Source organism: Streptomyces sp. 8N706 (genome assembly GCF_052245415.1).
GTDB lineage: Bacteria > Actinomycetota > Actinomycetes > Streptomycetales > Streptomycetaceae > Streptomyces.
Map to the genome: position 1 here is coordinate 39116 of NZ_JBQQBW010000012.1, position 17413 is coordinate 56528.

Annotated in this window: 15 protein-coding genes and 2 tRNA genes; 10 read left to right on the forward strand and 7 right to left on the reverse strand. The window is 70.5% G+C overall.

Features of this window, described 5'->3' with window-relative positions; genetic code table 11:
- The first annotated feature begins 69 nt into the window (after window positions 1-69).
- The 4 genes from ACTWQE_RS07410 to ACTWQE_RS07425 all read left to right on the forward strand — a co-directional run bounded on the left by ACTWQE_RS07410 (window position 70) and on the right by ACTWQE_RS07425 (window position 3565).
- Window positions 70-1179 carry an SDR family oxidoreductase gene (locus tag ACTWQE_RS07410; RefSeq protein WP_443328007.1) on the forward strand — a complete coding sequence of 370 codons (1110 nt, stop codon included), beginning with the start codon at window positions 70-72 and terminating at the stop codon, window positions 1177-1179.
- 91 nt (window positions 1180-1270) lie between these two features.
- A complete protein-coding gene (locus ACTWQE_RS07415; protein WP_443328008.1) occupies window positions 1271-1729 on the forward strand; it encodes a molybdenum cofactor biosynthesis protein MoaE in 459 nt (152 codons plus the stop codon).
- A gap of 242 nt (window positions 1730-1971) precedes the next feature.
- Entirely contained in the window at window positions 1972-2175 is a 204-nt protein-coding gene (locus ACTWQE_RS07420; RefSeq protein ID WP_443328009.1) for a hypothetical protein, read from the forward strand.
- 298 nt (window positions 2176-2473) lie between these two features.
- Window positions 2474-3565, forward strand: a complete 1092-nt coding sequence (locus ACTWQE_RS07425; protein ID WP_443328010.1) for a YlbL family protein — start codon at window positions 2474-2476, stop codon at window positions 3563-3565.
- Window positions 3566-3744: 179 nt separating this feature from the next.
- On the opposite strand, the gene ACTWQE_RS07430 is transcribed toward ACTWQE_RS07425, so the two are convergent.
- The gene (locus tag ACTWQE_RS07430; protein WP_443328011.1) at window positions 3745-4302 is read right to left on the reverse strand and encodes a PPA1309 family protein; all 558 of its coding nucleotides are present in this window, start codon (window positions 4300-4302) and stop codon (window positions 3745-3747) included.
- A 138-nt stretch (window positions 4303-4440) separates the two neighbouring features.
- Between ACTWQE_RS07430 and ACTWQE_RS07435 the strand changes: the two genes are divergently transcribed.
- From ACTWQE_RS07435 to ACTWQE_RS07450, 4 genes are all read left to right on the forward strand, one after another.
- Entirely contained in the window at window positions 4441-7332 is a 2892-nt protein-coding gene (locus ACTWQE_RS07435; RefSeq protein WP_443328056.1) for a UPF0182 family membrane protein, read from the forward strand.
- 41 nt (window positions 7333-7373) lie between these two features.
- Window positions 7374-7447 (forward strand) — tRNA-Met (locus ACTWQE_RS07440).
- A gap of 169 nt (window positions 7448-7616) precedes the next feature.
- Window positions 7617-9518 carry a tetratricopeptide repeat protein gene (locus ACTWQE_RS07445; protein WP_443328012.1) on the forward strand — a complete coding sequence of 634 codons (1902 nt, stop codon included), beginning with the start codon at window positions 7617-7619 and terminating at the stop codon, window positions 9516-9518.
- A 207-nt stretch (window positions 9519-9725) separates the two neighbouring features.
- Window positions 9726-9799: transfer RNA gene (locus tag ACTWQE_RS07450), tRNA-Met, on the forward strand.
- Window positions 9800-9995: 196 nt separating this feature from the next.
- Here ACTWQE_RS07450 and ACTWQE_RS07455 read toward each other — a convergent pair.
- Window positions 9996-10412, reverse strand: coding sequence for a Fur family transcriptional regulator (locus ACTWQE_RS07455; RefSeq protein WP_443328013.1), 417 nt, complete (start codon window positions 10410-10412; stop codon window positions 9996-9998).
- A 133-nt stretch (window positions 10413-10545) separates the two neighbouring features.
- On the opposite strand from ACTWQE_RS07455, the gene ACTWQE_RS07460 reads away from it, so the two are divergent.
- Window positions 10546-12021: a catalase gene (locus ACTWQE_RS07460; protein WP_443328014.1), complete on the forward strand. Its 1476-nt coding sequence runs from the start codon at window positions 10546-10548 to the stop codon at window positions 12019-12021.
- A 146-nt stretch (window positions 12022-12167) separates the two neighbouring features.
- On the opposite strand, the gene ACTWQE_RS07465 is transcribed toward ACTWQE_RS07460, so the two are convergent.
- Both ACTWQE_RS07465 and hisN read right to left on the reverse strand, forming a co-directional pair.
- Window positions 12168-12572, reverse strand: a complete 405-nt coding sequence (locus tag ACTWQE_RS07465; RefSeq protein ID WP_443328015.1) for a CBS domain-containing protein — start codon at window positions 12570-12572, stop codon at window positions 12168-12170.
- A 145-nt stretch (window positions 12573-12717) separates the two neighbouring features.
- A complete protein-coding gene (gene hisN / locus ACTWQE_RS07470) occupies window positions 12718-13518 on the reverse strand; it encodes a histidinol-phosphatase (protein ID WP_443328016.1) in 801 nt (266 codons plus the stop codon).
- A 152-nt stretch (window positions 13519-13670) separates the two neighbouring features.
- Here hisN and ACTWQE_RS07475 point away from each other — a divergent pair, with 152 nt between their 5' ends.
- Window positions 13671-14324 (forward strand): TetR/AcrR family transcriptional regulator, encoded by a 654-nt coding sequence (locus tag ACTWQE_RS07475; RefSeq protein WP_443328017.1) that lies wholly within the window; start codon window positions 13671-13673, stop codon window positions 14322-14324.
- Window positions 14325-14469: 145 nt separating this feature from the next.
- Here the strand turns inward: ACTWQE_RS07475 and ACTWQE_RS07480 are convergent, their stop codons facing one another.
- The 3 genes from ACTWQE_RS07480 to aroA form a co-directional block, all read right to left on the reverse strand.
- Window positions 14470-14793, reverse strand: coding sequence for a DMT family transporter (locus ACTWQE_RS07480; protein ID WP_443328018.1), 324 nt, complete (start codon window positions 14791-14793; stop codon window positions 14470-14472).
- 97 nt (window positions 14794-14890) lie between these two features.
- On the reverse strand, window positions 14891-15916 hold the full coding sequence (gene rsgA, locus ACTWQE_RS07485; protein WP_443328019.1) for a ribosome small subunit-dependent GTPase A: 1026 nt from the start codon (window positions 15914-15916) through the stop codon (window positions 14891-14893).
- Between the two features lie 13 nt (window positions 15917-15929).
- Window positions 15930-17303 (reverse strand): 3-phosphoshikimate 1-carboxyvinyltransferase, encoded by a 1374-nt coding sequence (aroA, locus tag ACTWQE_RS07490; RefSeq protein ID WP_443328020.1) that lies wholly within the window; start codon window positions 17301-17303, stop codon window positions 15930-15932.
- Between the last annotated feature and the right edge of the window lie 110 nt (window positions 17304-17413).

Here is a 17413-nt window from a genome sequence, read left to right on the forward strand (position 1 = left end):
AGGATGGACGTCACCTGGTACGTACGCGTCACTCCGGTACGTACTGAAGACAACCGCTGGAGACGCCCGGTGAGTTCCCCAGATCCGAACGTTCGCGCAGCGCGAAACGATGGTTCGGCGCCCTCGCGGCGCCCTGTCGTCGCTGTCACCGGCGCCGCTCTCGGCATCGGCGCCCTGCTGACGCGGCGGCTCGCCGCGTCCGAGGAGATCAAGCAGGTCGTGGCCATCGACGAGCGCCGCGGTGATGTGTCCGAGGCGCAGTGGCATCTGCTCGATGTGCGGGATCCGGCCATCGCGGAGAAGTTGCGGGGCGCCGATGTCGTGGTGCATCTCGCGGTCGATCTCGATCTGGAGACCGACCCCGCCGCCCGTACCGCCTACAACGTACGCGGCGCCCAGACGGTGCTGACCGCGGCCGCGGCGGCCGGAGTGCACAGGGTCGTCCTGTGCACCTCGGCGATGGTCTACGGCGCCCTGCCCGACAACGACGTGCCGCTCGCCGAGGACGCGGAGCTGCGCGCCACCGCCGAGGCCACCGGGGTGGGCGACCTGCTGGAGATCGAGCGGCTCGGCCGCCGCGCGCCCCGGGCCCACCCCGGCCTCAATGTCACGGTGGTGCGGCCCGCCATCCTGGTCGGCGGTACGGACACCGCCCTCACCCGCTACTTCGAGTCCCCCCGCCTGCTGGTCGTCGCCGGGTCCCGCCCCACCTGGCAGTTCTGCCATGTCGAGGACCTGGTCAGCGCCCTGGAGTACGCGGCGCTGGAGAAGGTCGAGGGCGAGTTCGCGGTCGGCTGCGACGGCTGGCTGGAGCAGGAGGAGGTGGAGGAGCTGACCGGAATCCGGCGTATGGAGCTGCCGTCGTCCGTCGCGCTCGGGGCCGCCTCGCGCCTCCACCGCCTCGGCCTCACCCCCTCTCCGGCGGGCGACCTCGCCTACACCATGCATCCCTGGGTGGTCAGTGGCAGCCGGCTGCACGACGCCGGGTGGCGCCCGCAGTGGACGAACGAGGAAGTCCTCGGGGAGCTTCTGGAGGAGGTCGCCGGCCGGCATACGGTCGCGGGCCGCCGTCTGGGCCGCAAGGACGCGACGACGCTCGGCGCGGCCGGTGCGACGGTCGCCCTGGTCGGTACGGCGGCGCTGGTCAGAAGGGCCCGGAAGGCCCGCCGCAGGGGGTAGCCGCCGACCCCGCGCACAGCGGGGCAACTGTGGACATATTCTTCCGTGATACGGATTCCGTTATCCAGGCAGGTGCGACACGATGGACCACATGGCACGCACGGACGACCACCCCGGCGAGGCGGCGGCGCCCGACCCGATCCGCCTCCTCGCGATCCGCGAAACCCCGCTCTCCGTGGACGAGGTGTTCGCGGCCGTCGGGGACGACGCCGCCGGTGGTACGGCGCTGTTCGTCGGTACGGTGCGCGACCACGACGGCGGGGCCGAGGTCACCGCCCTCGGCTACTCCTGCCACCCGAGCGCCGAGGCGGAGATGCGTCGCCTGGCGGAGAAGATCGCCACGGACTTCCCGGTACGGGCCCTGGCCGCTGTCCACCGGGTGGGCGACCTCTCCGTGGGTGATCTTGCCGTGGTCGTGGCCGTCTCCTGTCCGCACCGCGACGAGGCTTTCACGGCCTGCCGCCGCCTGATCGACGACCTCAAGCGCGAGGTTCCGATCTGGAAGCACCAGAAATTCGCGGACGGAACGGAGGACTGGGTCGGCGCGTAGGGCTGTGACCGGGGAGGTTCGCCGACTCGCGGCGAGCGGCCGGCACCCGGGCCGGCCTCCGGCCGGTGAGGTGCCGCCGCACCGACCGCCACGAGCTCCGCGGCAAACGTTCTTCGGCACGGGCAACCACGGACGGCCTACTCCGTGTTGCGTAACCCGGCCCCTGCGGTGAGCGTTGATCTGGCGGAGGGTTAATCTGCTCATCGGTCAGTTGCGGTTGTGTATGGGGTCGGGAGGCCGGTATGGCGGCGCTCGCTTGGTTGCTGATTCCGGTCGTCGCGGCCCTCGTCGCCGCGGTGTGGGCCCGCTGGGCCGCGCGGAACCGCAAGATCGGTGATGTGGCCGAACTGGACGGCTACGCCCGCTTCCGTGAAGCGATGGAACGTTCCCGCTCCGCATCCGCTTCCGCTTCCGACGCGCCCTCGGGCTCCGACGCCGCTGCCTGACGACGCGGCTCAGGCTCCGTCCGCCGTCGGACGACTCGGGCTCCGGCGCCGTCGCCGTCGGACGACTCGGGCTCCGGCTCCGACGCGGGCCGACGACGGTCGTGCGCGCCCGGCCGTGCGTACGCGCCCGGTGAACGTGCCTGGAGGGGCGTACGAACCCGGGGCCGTGCGGACTCACCTGACCGCGTCCACAGGGCACGCGAGATGCCCCCTTGTGACCGGCCCCCGGGCCCTTGAGGATCCGGTATGGACCCGGCCCCAGGAGTGCGCTGTCGTGCGCGTCCCGTACTGTCGTTCCATGCCACGCCGCACCGCGACGATGCTCGCTTCGACTCTGATGCTGATCGCGCTGCTGTGCGCAGGGGTGCTGATCCCCGTGCCGTACTCGGAGATGTCCCCGGGACCCACGGTCAACACCCTCGGCGAGCACGGCGGGGAGCCGGTGCTGCAGGTCTCCGGTCGCACGACGTATCCGGCGACCGGCAATCTCAACATGACGACGGTCCGGGTGACCGGCGCCGACTACCGTATGAATCTTTTCGAGGCGGTCTACGGCTGGCTCTCGCACGACGACGCGGTGGTCCCGCACAGCACCCTGTACCCCGACGGGCAGACGGCGGAGCAGGCCACTCAGGAGAACGCCGAGGAGTTCAGCCAGTCCCAGGAGAGCGCCAAGGTGGCGGCCCTCAAGGAGCTGGACGTCCCGGTCACCGCGCGCGTGGTCGTGGCATCCGTCGTCAAGGGCAGCCCGGCGCAGGGCAGGCTGCACGCGGGCGATGTGATCAAGTCCGTGGACGGCAAGCGCGTCGAGGAGCCCGCGGACGTCGCGAAGCTCGTGACCGAGCACAAGCCGGGGGAGCGGGTCGAGTTCACCCTCGTCCCGGCCAAGGCTGCGGCCGCGGCGGAGAAGGCCGGCAAGCCGGAGCCGCGGACCACCCGGTCGGTCTCCGTCACCACCAAGAAGGCTCCCGACGACAGCCGGGCGATCGTCGGCATCCAGGCCGGCCCCGACCACACCTTCCCCTTCAAGATCGACATCAAGCTCGCCGACGTGGGCGGGCCGAGTGCCGGTCTGATGTTCGCGCTCGGGATCGTCGACAAGCTGACGCCCGGCGACCTGACCGGCGGCGCATTCGTGGCAGGCACCGGCACGATCGACGACAAGGGCAAGGTCGGCCCCATCGGCGGCATCCAGATGAAGACCGTGGGGGCGCGGAACAAGGGCGCCGAGTACTTCCTCACGCCCAAGGACAACTGCGCCACCGCGGCGAGGGACGTACCCGGCGGCCTCACTCTGGTGAAGGTCGACACCATAGGCGACGCCGTCAAGGCTCTGGAGGACATCCGCAAGGAGAACACGGCCGACCTGCCGCGGTGCACGACGGGCTGACCAGGCCCCGCGGCCGGCCGGACTCCGCGCCCCACCACGCTCCTCGGCGCACCGCTCAGCGCCTGACCAGGCTCCGCGCCCGACAGGGCTTCCGCCCGACCGCGCTCCCCGGCTGAGCCGCCGCCGCTCACGCGGAGGCGGCCCTCGCCGTCAGTCCGCTCGGCCGAGGATCACGGGTGTCACTCGGCGAACGTCGCGGCGAGGGCTTCCGCCAGCCCCGGCACCAGATCGGAGCCGGTGAGCACGTCGTTGGGCGCGTCCTTCTCGCGCAGCCGCAGTGCCGTCTCGCGCGTACCGTCCCGCAGTACGGCGACCGTCATCCGGACCTCCTGGCGGCCCGGCTGGCCGGCCACCCACTGCGCCAGCTCGGCCTCGTCCAGGCCTTCCGGTACGGACGCCTCGGCGGACGGCGGGAGCATCAGCCGCTCCACGGTCATGGCACATCCGGCCACGGCGTCGGGCCAGGCGATGGTGGCGAGGAACTCGTCGAGCGGAGCCCCGGCCGGCAGCTCGTCCTGTTCCACGGGCGTGAGGGAAGCGGCGTCCGCGCTGTCGTCGATACCGAGCTGGGCGGCGAGGCCCGGCTCCTGGGAGCGCAGCCGGTCGGTGTCGACAAGGGCGAAGAGCCGGGCGGGCTGGTCCCACCCGAGGCCGGAGGCGTACTCGTCGATCTCGAGTACGGCACGGGTCAGCGGACTGGCGGCCATGGGAGTGCTACCGGGGGTTTGGTTGGACATGCTCGATATCTTGCCCCCTTCGTGACCCGGAACGGGAACTGGGTAAAGCCTGAGTAAGTTGCATGAGTGGGCCCCTACTATCGCGGGGCCCGCTCATACGACAGCGAAACTTTCGAGGTGCGCACCTTGGCTTTCCAGATGCCGGACCGCGGCGGAGGCCCGACAGGGCCGCGGATCAGAGTCGCCCGACCTTCTCGGCGCGTCCGGACCCTGCTCATGACACTGGGCGTGCTGGCCGTGCTGGCCATGCTGTTCGTCATGTTCGCCGGGTTCTGGACGGACTGGCTCTGGTATCGCTCGGTTGATTACTCGTCGGTCTTCACCACCACTCTGTGGACCAAGATCGGCCTCTTCCTCGTCTTCGGCCTGCTCATGGCCGTGGCTGTCGGGGTCAACATCTGGCTGGCGCACCGGCTGCGCCCGCCGCTCAGCGCGATGTCGGTCGAGCAGCAGAGCCTCGACCGGTACCGGATGAGCATCGCCCCGTACAAGAAGTGGGTGCTGCTCGGGGTCACCGCTGTCGTGGGGCTGATCGCGGGCGCCTCCGCCTCCGGCCAGTGGCGCACCTGGCTGCTGTGGGTCAACGGGGTCCCGTTCGGTACCAAGGACGCGCAGTTCGACAAGGACGTGGCGTTCTACGCCTTCGACCTGCCCTGGTACCGCTTCCTGCTGGGCTTCGGCTTCGCCGCCGCGGTGCTGAGCCTGATCGCGGCCGCGCTGGTGCACTACCTCTACGGCGGTCTGCGGATCACCAGCCCGGGCGCGCGGGCCACCGGCGCCGCCACCGGCCATCTGTCGGTGCTGCTCGGCATCTTCGTCTCCCTCAAGGCCGTGGCCTACTGGCTCGACCGCTACGGCCTCGCCGTGAAGTCGAGCGACCTGAAGTCCACCAACGGCTGGACGGGCCTGCGGTATGTCGACGCCAACGCCTATCTGCCGGCGAAGACGATCCTCTTCTGCATCGCCGTCATCTGCGCCGTGCTCTTCTTCGCGACGCTCTGGCGGCGCACCTGGCAGCTGCCGGTCATCGGTTTCGGTCTGATGGTGCTGTCGGCGATCCTGATCGGCGGGCTGTACCCGGCGATCGTGCAGAAGTTCCAGGTCCAGCCGAACGAGCAGGCCAAGGAAGCGAAGTACATCCAGAAGAACATCGATGCCACGCGCAGGGCGTACGGCATCGACAATTCGAAGGTCGCGGACTACTCCGGCAAGGGCGACACCACGGACGACCGGAAGCTGCGCGCTGACGTGGACACCACGGCGAGCATGCGGCTGCTCGACCCGAACGTGGTCTCGCCGACCTTCCAGCAGCTCCAGCAGGTGCGCGGCTACTACGGCTTCCCGGCCACGCTCGACGTCGACCGCTACCCCGGCAAGAACGCCACGGAGCAGGACACCGTCATCGGTCTGCGCGAGCTGAACATCAACGGCATCCCCGAGCGCAACTGGATCAACGAGCACTTCAAGTACACCCATGGCTATGGCGCGGTGGCGGCGAAGGGCACGTCGGTGACGGCCGGCGGGGCACCGGACTTCACGGAGTCCGACCTGCCCACCAAGGGCAGCCTCGGCTCGTACCAGCAGCGGATCTACTACGGCGAGAAGACCTCGCAGTACTCGATCGTCGGCGGGCCGCAGAAGGAGCTCGACTACTCCGACGCCAGCGGCGAGAAGCTCTACAGCTACACCGGCAAGAGCGGCGTCAACCTGGCGAATCCGGTGAACCGCGCGGCGTACGCGGTGGCGTTCGGCGAGCCGCAGATCCTCTACTCCGGTGCGATCGGGGACGGTTCGCGGATCCTCTACAACCGCACGCCCAAGGAGCGGGTCGAGGCCGTCGCGCCCTGGTTGACCATCGACGGTGACGCGTATCCGGCGGTCGTGGACGGCCGGGTCCAGTGGATCGTCGACGCCTACACCACATCCAACGGCTACCCGTACTCCTCGCGTACGACGCTGGGTGACACGACGGCCGACTCGCTGACGAACGGCCAGCGTGCCGTGGTCGCCCAGCAGAACCAGGTCAACTACATCCGCAACTCGGTCAAGGCCACCGTCGACGCCTTCGACGGCAAGGTGAAGCTGTACGAGTGGGACACCAAGGACCCGGTCCTCAAGACCTGGAAGAAGGCGTTCCCGGGGACGGTGGAGCCGAGGAGCTCGATCGACCCGGACCTGATGCGTCATCTGCGGTACCCGCAGGACCTGTTCAAGGTGCAGCGCCAGTTGCTGACCCGCTACCACGTGACCAAGTCCGTGCAGTTCTACAGCGGCAGTGAGGTCTGGCAGGTGCCGGACGATCCGACGAACAAGTCGGGCAATGCCGTCCCGCCGTACTACCTCAGCATGCGGATGCCGGACCAGAAGGCGCAGTCGTTCTCACTGACGACCACCTTCACCCCGAAGGGGCGCGAGAACCTCGGTGCCTTCATGGCGGTGGACGCGGACGCCAAGAGTCCGGACTTCGGCAAGATCAGAATCCTGAAGCTGCCGTCCAACACCACGGTGTCCGGCCCGCAGCAGGTGCAGAGCAAGTTCAACTCCGAGACCGCCATCGCCAACGAGATCAACATCCTCAAGAGAGGTGACTCGGAGGTCGAGTACGGCAATCTGCTCACCGTCCCGCTCGACGGCGGCCTGCTCTATGCGGAGCCGGTCTATGTGCGCGGCGCCGGCACCAACTACCCGCTGCTGAAGAAGGTTCTGGTCTCCTACAACGACAAGACCGCCTTCCGGAACACGCTGGGTGAGGCGCTCGACGAGGTCTTCGGCAAGCAGGCGCCGGGCGAGACGACCAGGCCGCCGGCCGAGGGCACGCGTCCGCCGTCCGCCGATCCGACGGTGCGTGCGGCGCTCGACGACGCCCAAAAGGCCTTCGAGGCAGGGCAGAAGGCGCTTCAGGAGCAGGACTGGACCGCCTACGGTGAGGCTCAGGACGACCTCGAGGCAGCGCTGAAGCGGGCCGCCGACGCGGAGGCGAAGGCGGCCGATGAGAAGGCGGGTGACAAGAGCCCGAAGCAAGGCAGCTGATCAGGCACCACCCCGCCCGTGGTACGGTTGCCGCACAACGGCGCGGGGTGGAGCAGCTCGGTAGCTCGCTGGGCTCATAACCCAGAGGTCGCAGGTTCAAATCCTGTCCCCGCTACTGAAATCGAAGGGCCCGGAGTCAACTGACTCCGGGCCCTTCGCTTGTGTGGGGGACGTCCATGGGGCCGGCGTTTGGGAAGTAGCTGTGTCGGGAAGTCGACAAAACGCCGAAGTGACTTCATGGGCTGCGGTATACCAGGTGTACGCGGGTTGCAGGTGGTGCGACGATGGCCCTTATGGGGGACAAGGCAAAACTGTTGGAATCAGGCCGGTTTGCGGCCTCGCCCGAGGACGGGCAGGGTCCTGCTATGCCGACGGTCACTTCGAGCTGCAACGACACCACCACGCTCACCGCGGAGGCGGAGGAGGAGACCACCCGGCAGGGTCACGCCGCCGAGGGCGGGGACGCCGAATCGACGAGTGTCCTCGGCGCGCAGCTGCTGCGCCGCGGTGACCTCGACGGCGCCGAGCCGTATCTGCGTGCCGCCACCGCCGCGGGTGACCGGGCCGCGGCCAACAACCTCGGTGTCCTGCTGCACCAGCGCGGCTACGCGGACGAGGCGGCGGGCTGGTGGCGTATCGCCGCCGTCGCCGGTTCCGCCGCGGCCGCGCACGCCCTCGGCCGGCACTACCGGGAGCGCGGCGACGAGCCCGCCGCGGAGTACTGGCTGCGACAGTCCGCCGAGTCGGGCCATGCCCTCGGGGCCTACGCGCTCGCCGACCTGCGGGAACACCGCAGCGATGCCGGCGCCGAGCGCTGGTTCCGCGCCGCCGCCGAGCAGGGGCACCGCGAGGCCGCGTACCGGCTCGCCCGCATCCTGGACCAGCACCGCCCGGGCCGGGGCGGCTCGGACCCGTACGGCTCCGACAGGCACAGCCCGGGGCCGCCCGCTGCCACCCCCGACAAGCCGCCCTGTGACGGTGAGGACCCGCACACGGCGCCGACCGAGGCCGAACAGTGGTACCGGCAGGCCGCCGCCCGCGGCCACCGCCGTGCCGCCCTGCACCTGGGCACGCTGCTGGAGGAGCGCGGCGACATCCAGGAAGCCGGCCGCTGGTACCTCACCGCGGCCAAGGACGGTGAGCCGGCAGCCGCGTGCGCGCTCGGGTTCCTGCTGCGCGACGCCGGCGACACCGACAGCGCCGCGATCTGGTGGCGACGGGCCGCCCAGGACGGCGACGGCAACGCCGCCAACGCCCTGGGCGCGCTGCACGCCGACCGGGGCGAGCCGCAGACCGCCGAGCGCTGGTACCGCGCCGCGCTCGACGCCGGGGACAACAACGGTGCGTTCAACCTCGGGCTGCTCTGCGCCGAGCAGGGCCGCACCTCCCAGGCCGAGCAGTGGTACCGCCGCGCCGCCTACACCGGGCACCGCGAGGCGGCCAACGCTCTCGCCGTACTGCTGCTCCAGCGCGGCGACGCGGCCGGAGCGGAGCCGTGGTTCTCCAAGGCCGCGGAGGCGGGGAGCGTGGATGCCGCGTTCAACCTCGGCATCCTGCACGCGGGTCGTGACGAGGACCGGGCCGCGCGCCGGTGGTACGAGCGTGCCGCCGCGGCCGGACACACCGAGGCCGCGCTCCAGGCCGCCATAGGGCTCCTCCGTGACGGCGACGAGCGGACAGCGGAACGCCATCTGCGGTGCGCGGCGGGCGGCGGCAGCGCGGAGGCGGCGTTCCGGCTCGGCGCACTGCTGGAGCGACGGCAGCGCCCCGAGGAGGGGGACGGCGGGGCCACCGAATGCGAGGAGTGGTACGAGCGGGCGGCCGGGCAGGGCCACCGGCGGGCCCAGGTCCGCTGCGGGATGATCGCGTCGTTCCGCGGCGACGTGGTCGCCGCCGCGCGCTGGTACCGCACGGCCGCCGAGGCGGGCAGCCGCAACGGCGCGTTCAATCTCGGCCTGCTGCTCGCTCGCGAGGGCAGCGAGCCGGAGGCTGCGCTCTGGTGGGCCCGTGCGGCCGAGGCGGGCCACGGCCGGGCCGCGCTGCGCCTCGCGCTGCTGGCCGCCCGCCGCGGCGACCTCGCGGAGGGGCAGCGCTGGTGCTCGCGGGCGGTCGAGCTGGGCCCGGTGGAGGTCGCCGAGCGAGCGGCGCGACTGCGCGACGCGCTCCAGCAGGAGCTGACGGCGTGAGGTGCGCGCGGTATGGCGTCGACCGGTCCGGGGGCTGCGCCCGGGCCGGTCGGGTCACCGGATCGCGGAGTCCCCGGGCAGCCTCATGAGCGAACCGGCCGTCGGGGCGGGACAGCGGTGACAAGATCGCGCCCCGGAGACCGGAGGCGCCCTCCTCAAAGGATTTGCGCTGGTCGTCGGCGTGAGGTTAGAGTTGGGGCACACCGACGCGGGGTGGAGCAGCTCGGTAGCTCGCTGGGCTCATAACCCAGAGGTCGCAGGTTCAAATCCTGTCCCCGCTACGAAGGACGAAGGCCCGGATCCTCAGGATCCGGGCCTTCGTCATGCTCAGCCGCGGGTTCGTACCCGACCTCGGTGGGGGGTTCCCGTGCTCACCGCGCCTGGGCTCGCTGCGGGCTCCTGGGGAACGCGGGGGCAGCCGGGCGTTCACGAACACGCCGGGCCGGCCCTCCCAGGTCGTTCAGGGCTGCCGCCCGCTCAGGCGGAGGCGCAGGACGGACAGAGTCCGCGGTAGGTGACCTCGACATCCGAGACGGTGAAACCGAAGCGCTCGTCGGCCGGGAGGTCCGCGAGCGGATTGCCGCCGGGGTGGACATCGCGGACCGTGCCGCACTTGGCGCACACCAGGTGGTGGTGCGGGCGGTGCGCGTTCGGGTCGTACCGCATCGCCCGGCGGTCGGTGCTGACCTCGATCACCTCGCCGAGGGAGACCAGCTCGCCCAGCGTGTTGTAGACGGTCGCGCGCGAGATCTCGGGCAGCCGCTCCGCGGCACGTGCGTGCACCTCGTCCGCGGTCAGGTGGACGTGGTCGCCATCGAGAACCTCGGCCACGACCCGCCGCTGCGCGGTCAGGCGCCAGCCGCGTCCTCGAAGTCGTTCCAGCAGGTCACTCATGACAATCAGCCTAACAGCGAGGGGGCAGTGCCCCGAACGGGTACGGTCTTCGGCATCATCTTGACGTAGACATTGTCTAATGTAGGATCGGTTCGGTATTTGCCAAGCGACAGACGATACGCAGGAGGCGCACGTGACGGTGCAGGGCGAGGCAGCCAAGTCGACGGGACCGCTGACGACGGAGTCCGGCGCTCCGGTCGCGGACAACCAGAACAGCGAGACTGCGGGCACCGGCGGCCCGGTCCTGGTCCAGGACCAGCACCTGCTGGAGAAGCTCGCGCACTTCAACCGCGAGCGGATCCCGGAGCGGGTGGTGCACGCCCGCGGCGCCGGTGCGTACGGCACGTTCACGGTCACCGCCGACGTGACCCAGTACACCCGGGCGAAGTTCCTCTCCCAGGTGGGCAAGCAGACCGAGACCTTCCTGCGCTTCTCCACGGTCGCGGGGAACCTCGGCTCGGCCGACGCGGTGCGTGACCCCCGCGGCTTCGCGCTGAAGTTCTACACCGAGGACGGCAACTACGACCTCGTCGGCAACAACACCCCGGTGTTCTTCATCAAGGACGCCATCAAGTTCCCCGACTTCATCCACACGCAGAAGCGCGATCCGTACACCGGCTCGCAGGAGGCGGACAACGTCTGGGACTTCTGGGGACTGTCGCCGGAGTCGACCCACCAGGTGACCTGGCTGTTCGGTGACCGCGGCATTCCGGCGTCCTACCGCCACCTGGACGGCTTCGGCTCGCACACCTTCCAGTGGAACAACGAGGCCGGCGAGGTCTTCTGGGTCAAGTACCACTTCAAGACCGACCAGGGCATCAAGAACCTCACGCAGGACGAGGCCAACAAGCTCGCCGGTGAGGACCCGGACAGCCACCAGCGCGATCTGCGCGAGGCCATCGAGCGCGGTGACTTCCCGAGCTGGACCGTATACGTCCAGATCATGCCGGCGGCCGACGCGGCCACGTACCGCTTCAACCCGTTGGACCTCACCAAGGTGTGGCCCCATGCGGACTACCCGCGGATCGAGATCGGCAAGCTGCAGCTCAACCGGAACCCGGAGAACGTCTTCGCCGAGGTCGAGCAGTCGATCTTCTCTCCGGCGCACTTCGTGCCGGGTATCGGCCCGTCCCCGGACAAGATGCTCCAGGGCCGCCTCTTCGGTTACGGCGACGCGCACCGCTACCGCGTCGGTATCAACGCCGACCACCTTCCGGTGAACCGTCCGCACGCCGCCGAGGCGCGCACCCACGGCCGTGACGGCGTGCTCTACGACGGCCGCCACGGCCGTGCCAAGAACTACGAGCCGAACAGCTTCGGCGGACCGGTCCAGACCGACAGGCCGCTGTGGCAGCCGACCGCCGTGAACGGCTGCACCGGCAACGACGAGGCGCCCGTACACGCCGAGGACAACGACTTCGTCCAGGCGGGCAACCTCTACCGTCTGATGTCCGAGCCGGAGAAGGAGCGGCTGATCGCCAACCTCTCGGGCTTCATCGCCAAGGTGTCGCGCGAGGACATCATCGAGCGAGCGATCAACAACTTCCGCCAGGCGGACCCGGACTACGGCAAGCGGCTGGAGGCCGCGGTCCAGGCCCTGCGCGGCTGACCGGACGCTCGTCGTGACCAGGGGCCGGATCCGGGAAAGGATCCGGCCCCTGGTGTGCCTGGTGCCTCGTTTCGTGCCCGGCGTTCCCGCGTTCCCGCGTTCCGGAGGGTCCGCGTTCCGGCTTTCCGTGGTGCCGCCGCGCCGCGTCAGCCGGCGAGCGCTCGCGACGCCTCCCGGCGCTCCGGGACCCAGCAGCGGATGATGTCGCGGACCGACACCAACCCGACCGGCTCGAGATCGTCGAGCACGATCAGATGCCGGAAGCCACCGCGCGCCATGGCCTCCGCGGCCTCCTGCAGGGTCCATCCGGGTGCGGCGAAGACGACGTCGGTCGTGGTGTGGGCGTGGGCCTTCTCGTTGTCCGGGTCCTGGTCGGCGCCCAGGGAGTTGAGTATGTCGCGCTCGGTGATGATGCCGATCCCGCTGTCCCCCGGGTCGAGGACGACAGCGGCACCGACCCTTCGCGCGGACATCAGCCGCGCGGCCTGGCGGAGCGTATGCGTGGGTCCGATGGTGAGAACCACCGAGCTCATGGCGTCACGGACGAGCATGGAATGGGGCCACCTCCTTTGTGAATCCCCCTTGGGAATGTATTCACAAGTTCACAAGCCTGGGGATTCTCATGTTCACATGGCCCTCAGGGCCCAGCAAGGGGGCGGTGGCCGCAGAAATGGGGCGTGTGGCGCGTTGCGGCGCTCAGTAGCGCTGGTTCAGATACCCCAGAAGATCATTGTGGAGCAGCCCGTTGGACGCCGCGGCGTTCGCACCGCCCGGGCCCGGTACGCCGTCGAGGCTGGTGAACCGGCCGCCTGCCTCCTGGACGATGATCGCGTTGGCCGCCATGTCCCACAGTGAGAGTTCCGGCTCCGCGCACATGTCCACCGACCCCTCGGCGACCATCATGTACGGCCAGAAGTCGCCGTAGCCCCGGGTCCGCCAGCAGTCCCGGCTCAGGTCCAGGAATCCGTCGAGCCGGCCCTGGTCCTCCCAGCCGCTCAGTGACGAGTACGCGAACGAGGCGTCCGAGATCTTTCCGACCTGCGAGACATGGAGCCGGGTCGCGGAGGACAGGCTGCGGCCGGTGTACGCGCCCGCGCCCGCGGCCGCCCACCAGCGGCGGCCCAGCGCGGGGGCCGACACGACTCCGACGACCGGCTGGTAGCCGCCCTCGCCCTGCACCATCAGCGCGATCAGCGTGGCCCAGACCGGAACCCCGCGGACGTAGTTCTTGGTGCCGTCGATCGGGTCGATGATCCATCGGCGCGGGCCGCTGCCCTCGCTGCCGTACTCCTCGCCGAGGACGGCGTCGCGCGGCCGGGCGCGCTGCAGCGAGGAACGGATCAGCTCCTCGGCCGCCTTGTCGGCCTCGCTCACCGGAGTCATGTCGGGTTTGGTCTCGACCTTGAGGTCGAGAGCCTTGAACCGCTCCATGGTCGCGGCGTCCGCGGAGTCCGCCAGCACGTGGGCCAGACGCAGATCATCGTGATAGTCGGGCATGAGCGAACAGTATCGACAGGTCAACGGACCGGCCACATGAGCATCCCCGTACGGGTGCAGTCGTGCGCCGTCAGAGCCCTTGACACTCCGGGACGACGCGTCAATTCTGTGCGAACGTCAGCAGTGCGAGCCGCAGTGCCGGGGAGGCGACGATGCCCACTGCGCGTGAATCCTTGCTGGACGCCGCGTTCGTGGCGCTCAGGGGCCGGCCGTGGTCCGCAGTGCGGATGGTCGATGTCGCGGCTGCCGCCGGGGTGTCCCGGCAGACCCTCTACAACGAGTTCGGCAGCAAGGACGGGCTGGCGCGGGCCCTGGTGCGGCGGGAGGCCGACGCCTATCTCGCCGGTGTGGACGGCGCTCTGGGCGACCCCGCGGAGACGGCGGAGGGCGAGGACTCCGGCCTCCGGCTCGCCGCGGTGGCCGACTGGACCGTACGCAGCGCCCGGACGAATCCCCTGGTACGGGCCGTGCTGACGGGTTTCTGGGGCGAGCGGTTGCCGACACCCGTACGGGTCGTCGGGGCGCTGCCGTCCTCCCCGTACGTCCCGGCGCAGCGGCGCGCGGATGCCGCGCTGCCGTCTCCGGTCGAGCTGCTGGGACAGGTCCGCGACCGTGCGCTGGCGGCCCTGGAGAGCAACCGTCCGAAGGAGGAGGCGGAGCGGTTGGCACGGGAGTGCGAGGTCGCCGTTCGACTGGCGCTGTCCTATGTGGTGGCTCCCGCCGGGGCGGAGGATCCGGCGAAGCTGATACGGGGCTGTCTTCCCGCCGTCCCGGTACGGAGCGGTTCCTCGCCGGTGGGGGAGTGACCGGGGCGCCCGGGCGGACCCGCGGTGCGAGGCTCGGTGCCGGCTGACGATCGATCGACGTGTTGACCGCTCTCCGCTCGTCCCCCCTCTTCACCGCTCTCCGTCGTGCCCCTCGAAGGAGCCCCTCTCGAGGGGACGGCCGGATTCAGTGGGCGGCGCCGGAGAGCTGGAGGCCGATGACGCCGACGATCACCAGGGTGATCGAGACGATCTTCAGTGTGGAGACCAGATCGCCGAGGAAGATCATGCCGTAGAGGGCGGTGCCGGCGGCGCCGATGCCCGTCCAGACCGCGTACGCCGGGCCCACGTCAAGCTTCCGGAGGGCCAGGGTCAGCAGCCCGAAACTTCCGAGGGCAAAGGCGCAGAAGGCCACGGTCGGCCAGAGGCGGGTGAAGCCGTGCGAGAGTTTGAGGCACACGGCGAAACCTGTCTCCAGCAACCCGGCCACCACGACCAGCAGCCACGCCATGTGTGCGCCTCCCGCGTCGGTGACCGCTTCGCCTGCCTTGGTTGACTTGGTGCGATTATGCACTTACCTCGGGCAACGGCCTCCAAACGTCTATGGATCAGTCGCCTTCGCGTCGTTCCCGCGTCGCGAGGAGCCGCCGCAGCGAATACAGCCGTGCCCGATCCGCATGTCCGTCGGCGACCCACTCGTCCAGGGCGCAGTCCTTCTCGTCGTGGCTGCAGGCGCGCGGGCAGCCCTCCGTGCCCGGTACGAGGTCGGGGAAGGCGTGGATGACCCGCGACGGATCGATGTGGTGGAGTCCGAAGGACCGTAGGCCCGGGGTGTCGATGACCCAGCCGTTTCTCTCACCGGTGGCCGTGTCGCCGGCGAGGGGCAGCGCCAGCGCGGACGTCGTGGTGTGACGGCCGCGCCCGGTCACCGCGTTGACCAGGCCGGTGGCCCGCTGGCGGTCCGGGACCAGTGCGTTGACCAGGGTGGTCTTCCCCACCCCGGAGTGTCCGACGAAGGCGGTGATCCGGTTCGCCAGCCGGCCCCGGACCAGCTCCGCGGCGACGCCGTCGGCCAGCTCCTCGCGGCTGGTCACCACGTACGGCACACCCAGCGGCTCGTACGTCTCCAGCAGCGGACCGGGGGACGCCAGATCGGACTTGGTCAGCACCAGCAGCGGATCGAGGCCCGCGTCGTACGCCGCGACCAGACAGCGGTCGATCAGCCGTGGCCGGGGCTCGGGGTCGGCCAGCGCCGTGACGATGGCGAGCTGGTCGGCGTTGGCGACGACCACCCGCTCGTACGGATCGTCGTCATCCGCCGTCCGCCGCAGCACGGAGGAGCGCTCCTCGACCCGGACGATCCGGGCGAGGGTGTCCTTGTCGCCCGACAGATCGCCGACGATGCCCACCCGGTCCCCGACCACCACGCCCTTACGGCCCAGCTCACGGGCCTTCATCGCGGTGATGGTGCGACCATCGACCAGGCAGGTCAGCCGGCCGCGGTCGATGGTCAGGACGAAGCCCTCGGCCGCGTCCTCGTGCTTGGGGCGGATGTTCGTACGCGGCCGGTTGCCGCGGCGGTTCGGCCGGACCCGTACGTCGTCCTCGTCGGTGTGCTTGCCGTAGCGGCGCATCGCGGGGACGCCCTCAGGCTCTCCGCGCGGCTGCCGCTGCCCCGGAAGAGATCCCGAGCATCCCCGACCACAGGTCCGGGAAGTCGGGCAGTGTCTTCGCGGTGGTCGCGACGTTCTCCACCTGCACGCCCTCGACGGCGAGACCGATGACCGCCGCGGCGGTGGCCAGACGGTGGTCGTCGTAGGTGTGGAAGATCCCGCCGTGCAACGGCCGCGGCCGGATGCGCAGACCGTCCTCGGTCTCGGTGACGTCGCCGCCCAGCTCGTTGATCTCCTTGGTGAGCGCGGCCAGCCGGTCGGTCTCGTGGAGGCGCAGATGCGCGACACCGCGCAGGACGGACTCGGAGTCGGCCAGGGCCGCGACCGCGGCGATGCCGGGGGTCAGCTCACCGACGTCGCTCAGGTCCACATCGATGCCGTGGACGCGGCCCGTGCCGGTGAACGTCAGCCCCCTGTCGGTGAGTTCGCAGGAACCCCCCATTTCGGTGAAGATGTCGCGCAGCGCGTCGCCGGGCTGGGTGGTGCGCTCCGGCCAGTCCGGGATGGTGACCCGGCCGCCGGTGACCAGGGCGGCGGCGAGGAACGGCTGGGCGTTCGAGAGGTCGGGCTCCACGACCAGGTCCCGGCCGAGCAGGGCGCTCGGTGCGACCCGCCAGACGTTGGGCTCGCCGCCCGCCTCGGGGGTGTCCACGGGGGCGCCCGCGGTCCGCAGCATGTCGACGGTCATCCGGATATGGGGCAGGGACGGCAGGGCGTTGCCCACGTGCCGTACCTCCACGCCCTGGTTGAAGCGGGGGGCCGAGAGCAGCAGGGCGCTGACGAACTGCGAGGAGGAGGACGCGTCGATCTCGACAGGGCCGCCGTCCAGCGCCCCGCCCCCGTGCACGGTCAGCGGCAGGGCGCCGCGCCCGTCGTCGTCGATCCGGGCACCCAGCGTCCGCAGGGCGTCGATCACGCCGTTCAGCGGGCGCTCGTACGAACGCGGGTCCCCGTCGAAGCGGATGGGGCCGTCGGCCAGCGCCGCGACCGGCGGCAGGAAGCGCATCACCGTGCCGGCGTTGCCGACATCGACGGTGGCGGGGCCGTGCAGTCCCGCGGGGATGACGCGCCAGGCCTCGCCGCCGTCGGCGCCCGCGCCCGCCCCGGACGTGGTGCTGGACACCGTCTCCTCGATACCGACGCCCATCGAGCGCAGCGCCTCCGCCATCAGGAGGGTGTCACGTGAGCGCAGCGGGCGGCGCAGCCAGCCCGGTTCCGCGGAGAGCGCGGCCAGGACCAGGCCGCGGTTGGTGACCGATTTCGATCCGGGCACGGTGACGGTCGCGTCGACGGGGCCGGACGCGAGCGGGGCGGGCCAGAGGGCAGTGAGCGCGGGGTTACCGGTCATGGCCCTCACTTTAGTGGCTCGACTCGAGCACCGATCTTGATCAAAAGCGGAGAAACCCAGCCGAAATACAGCAGTGGTAGGGGATCGCCGAGCCACGACGTCGTAGAACC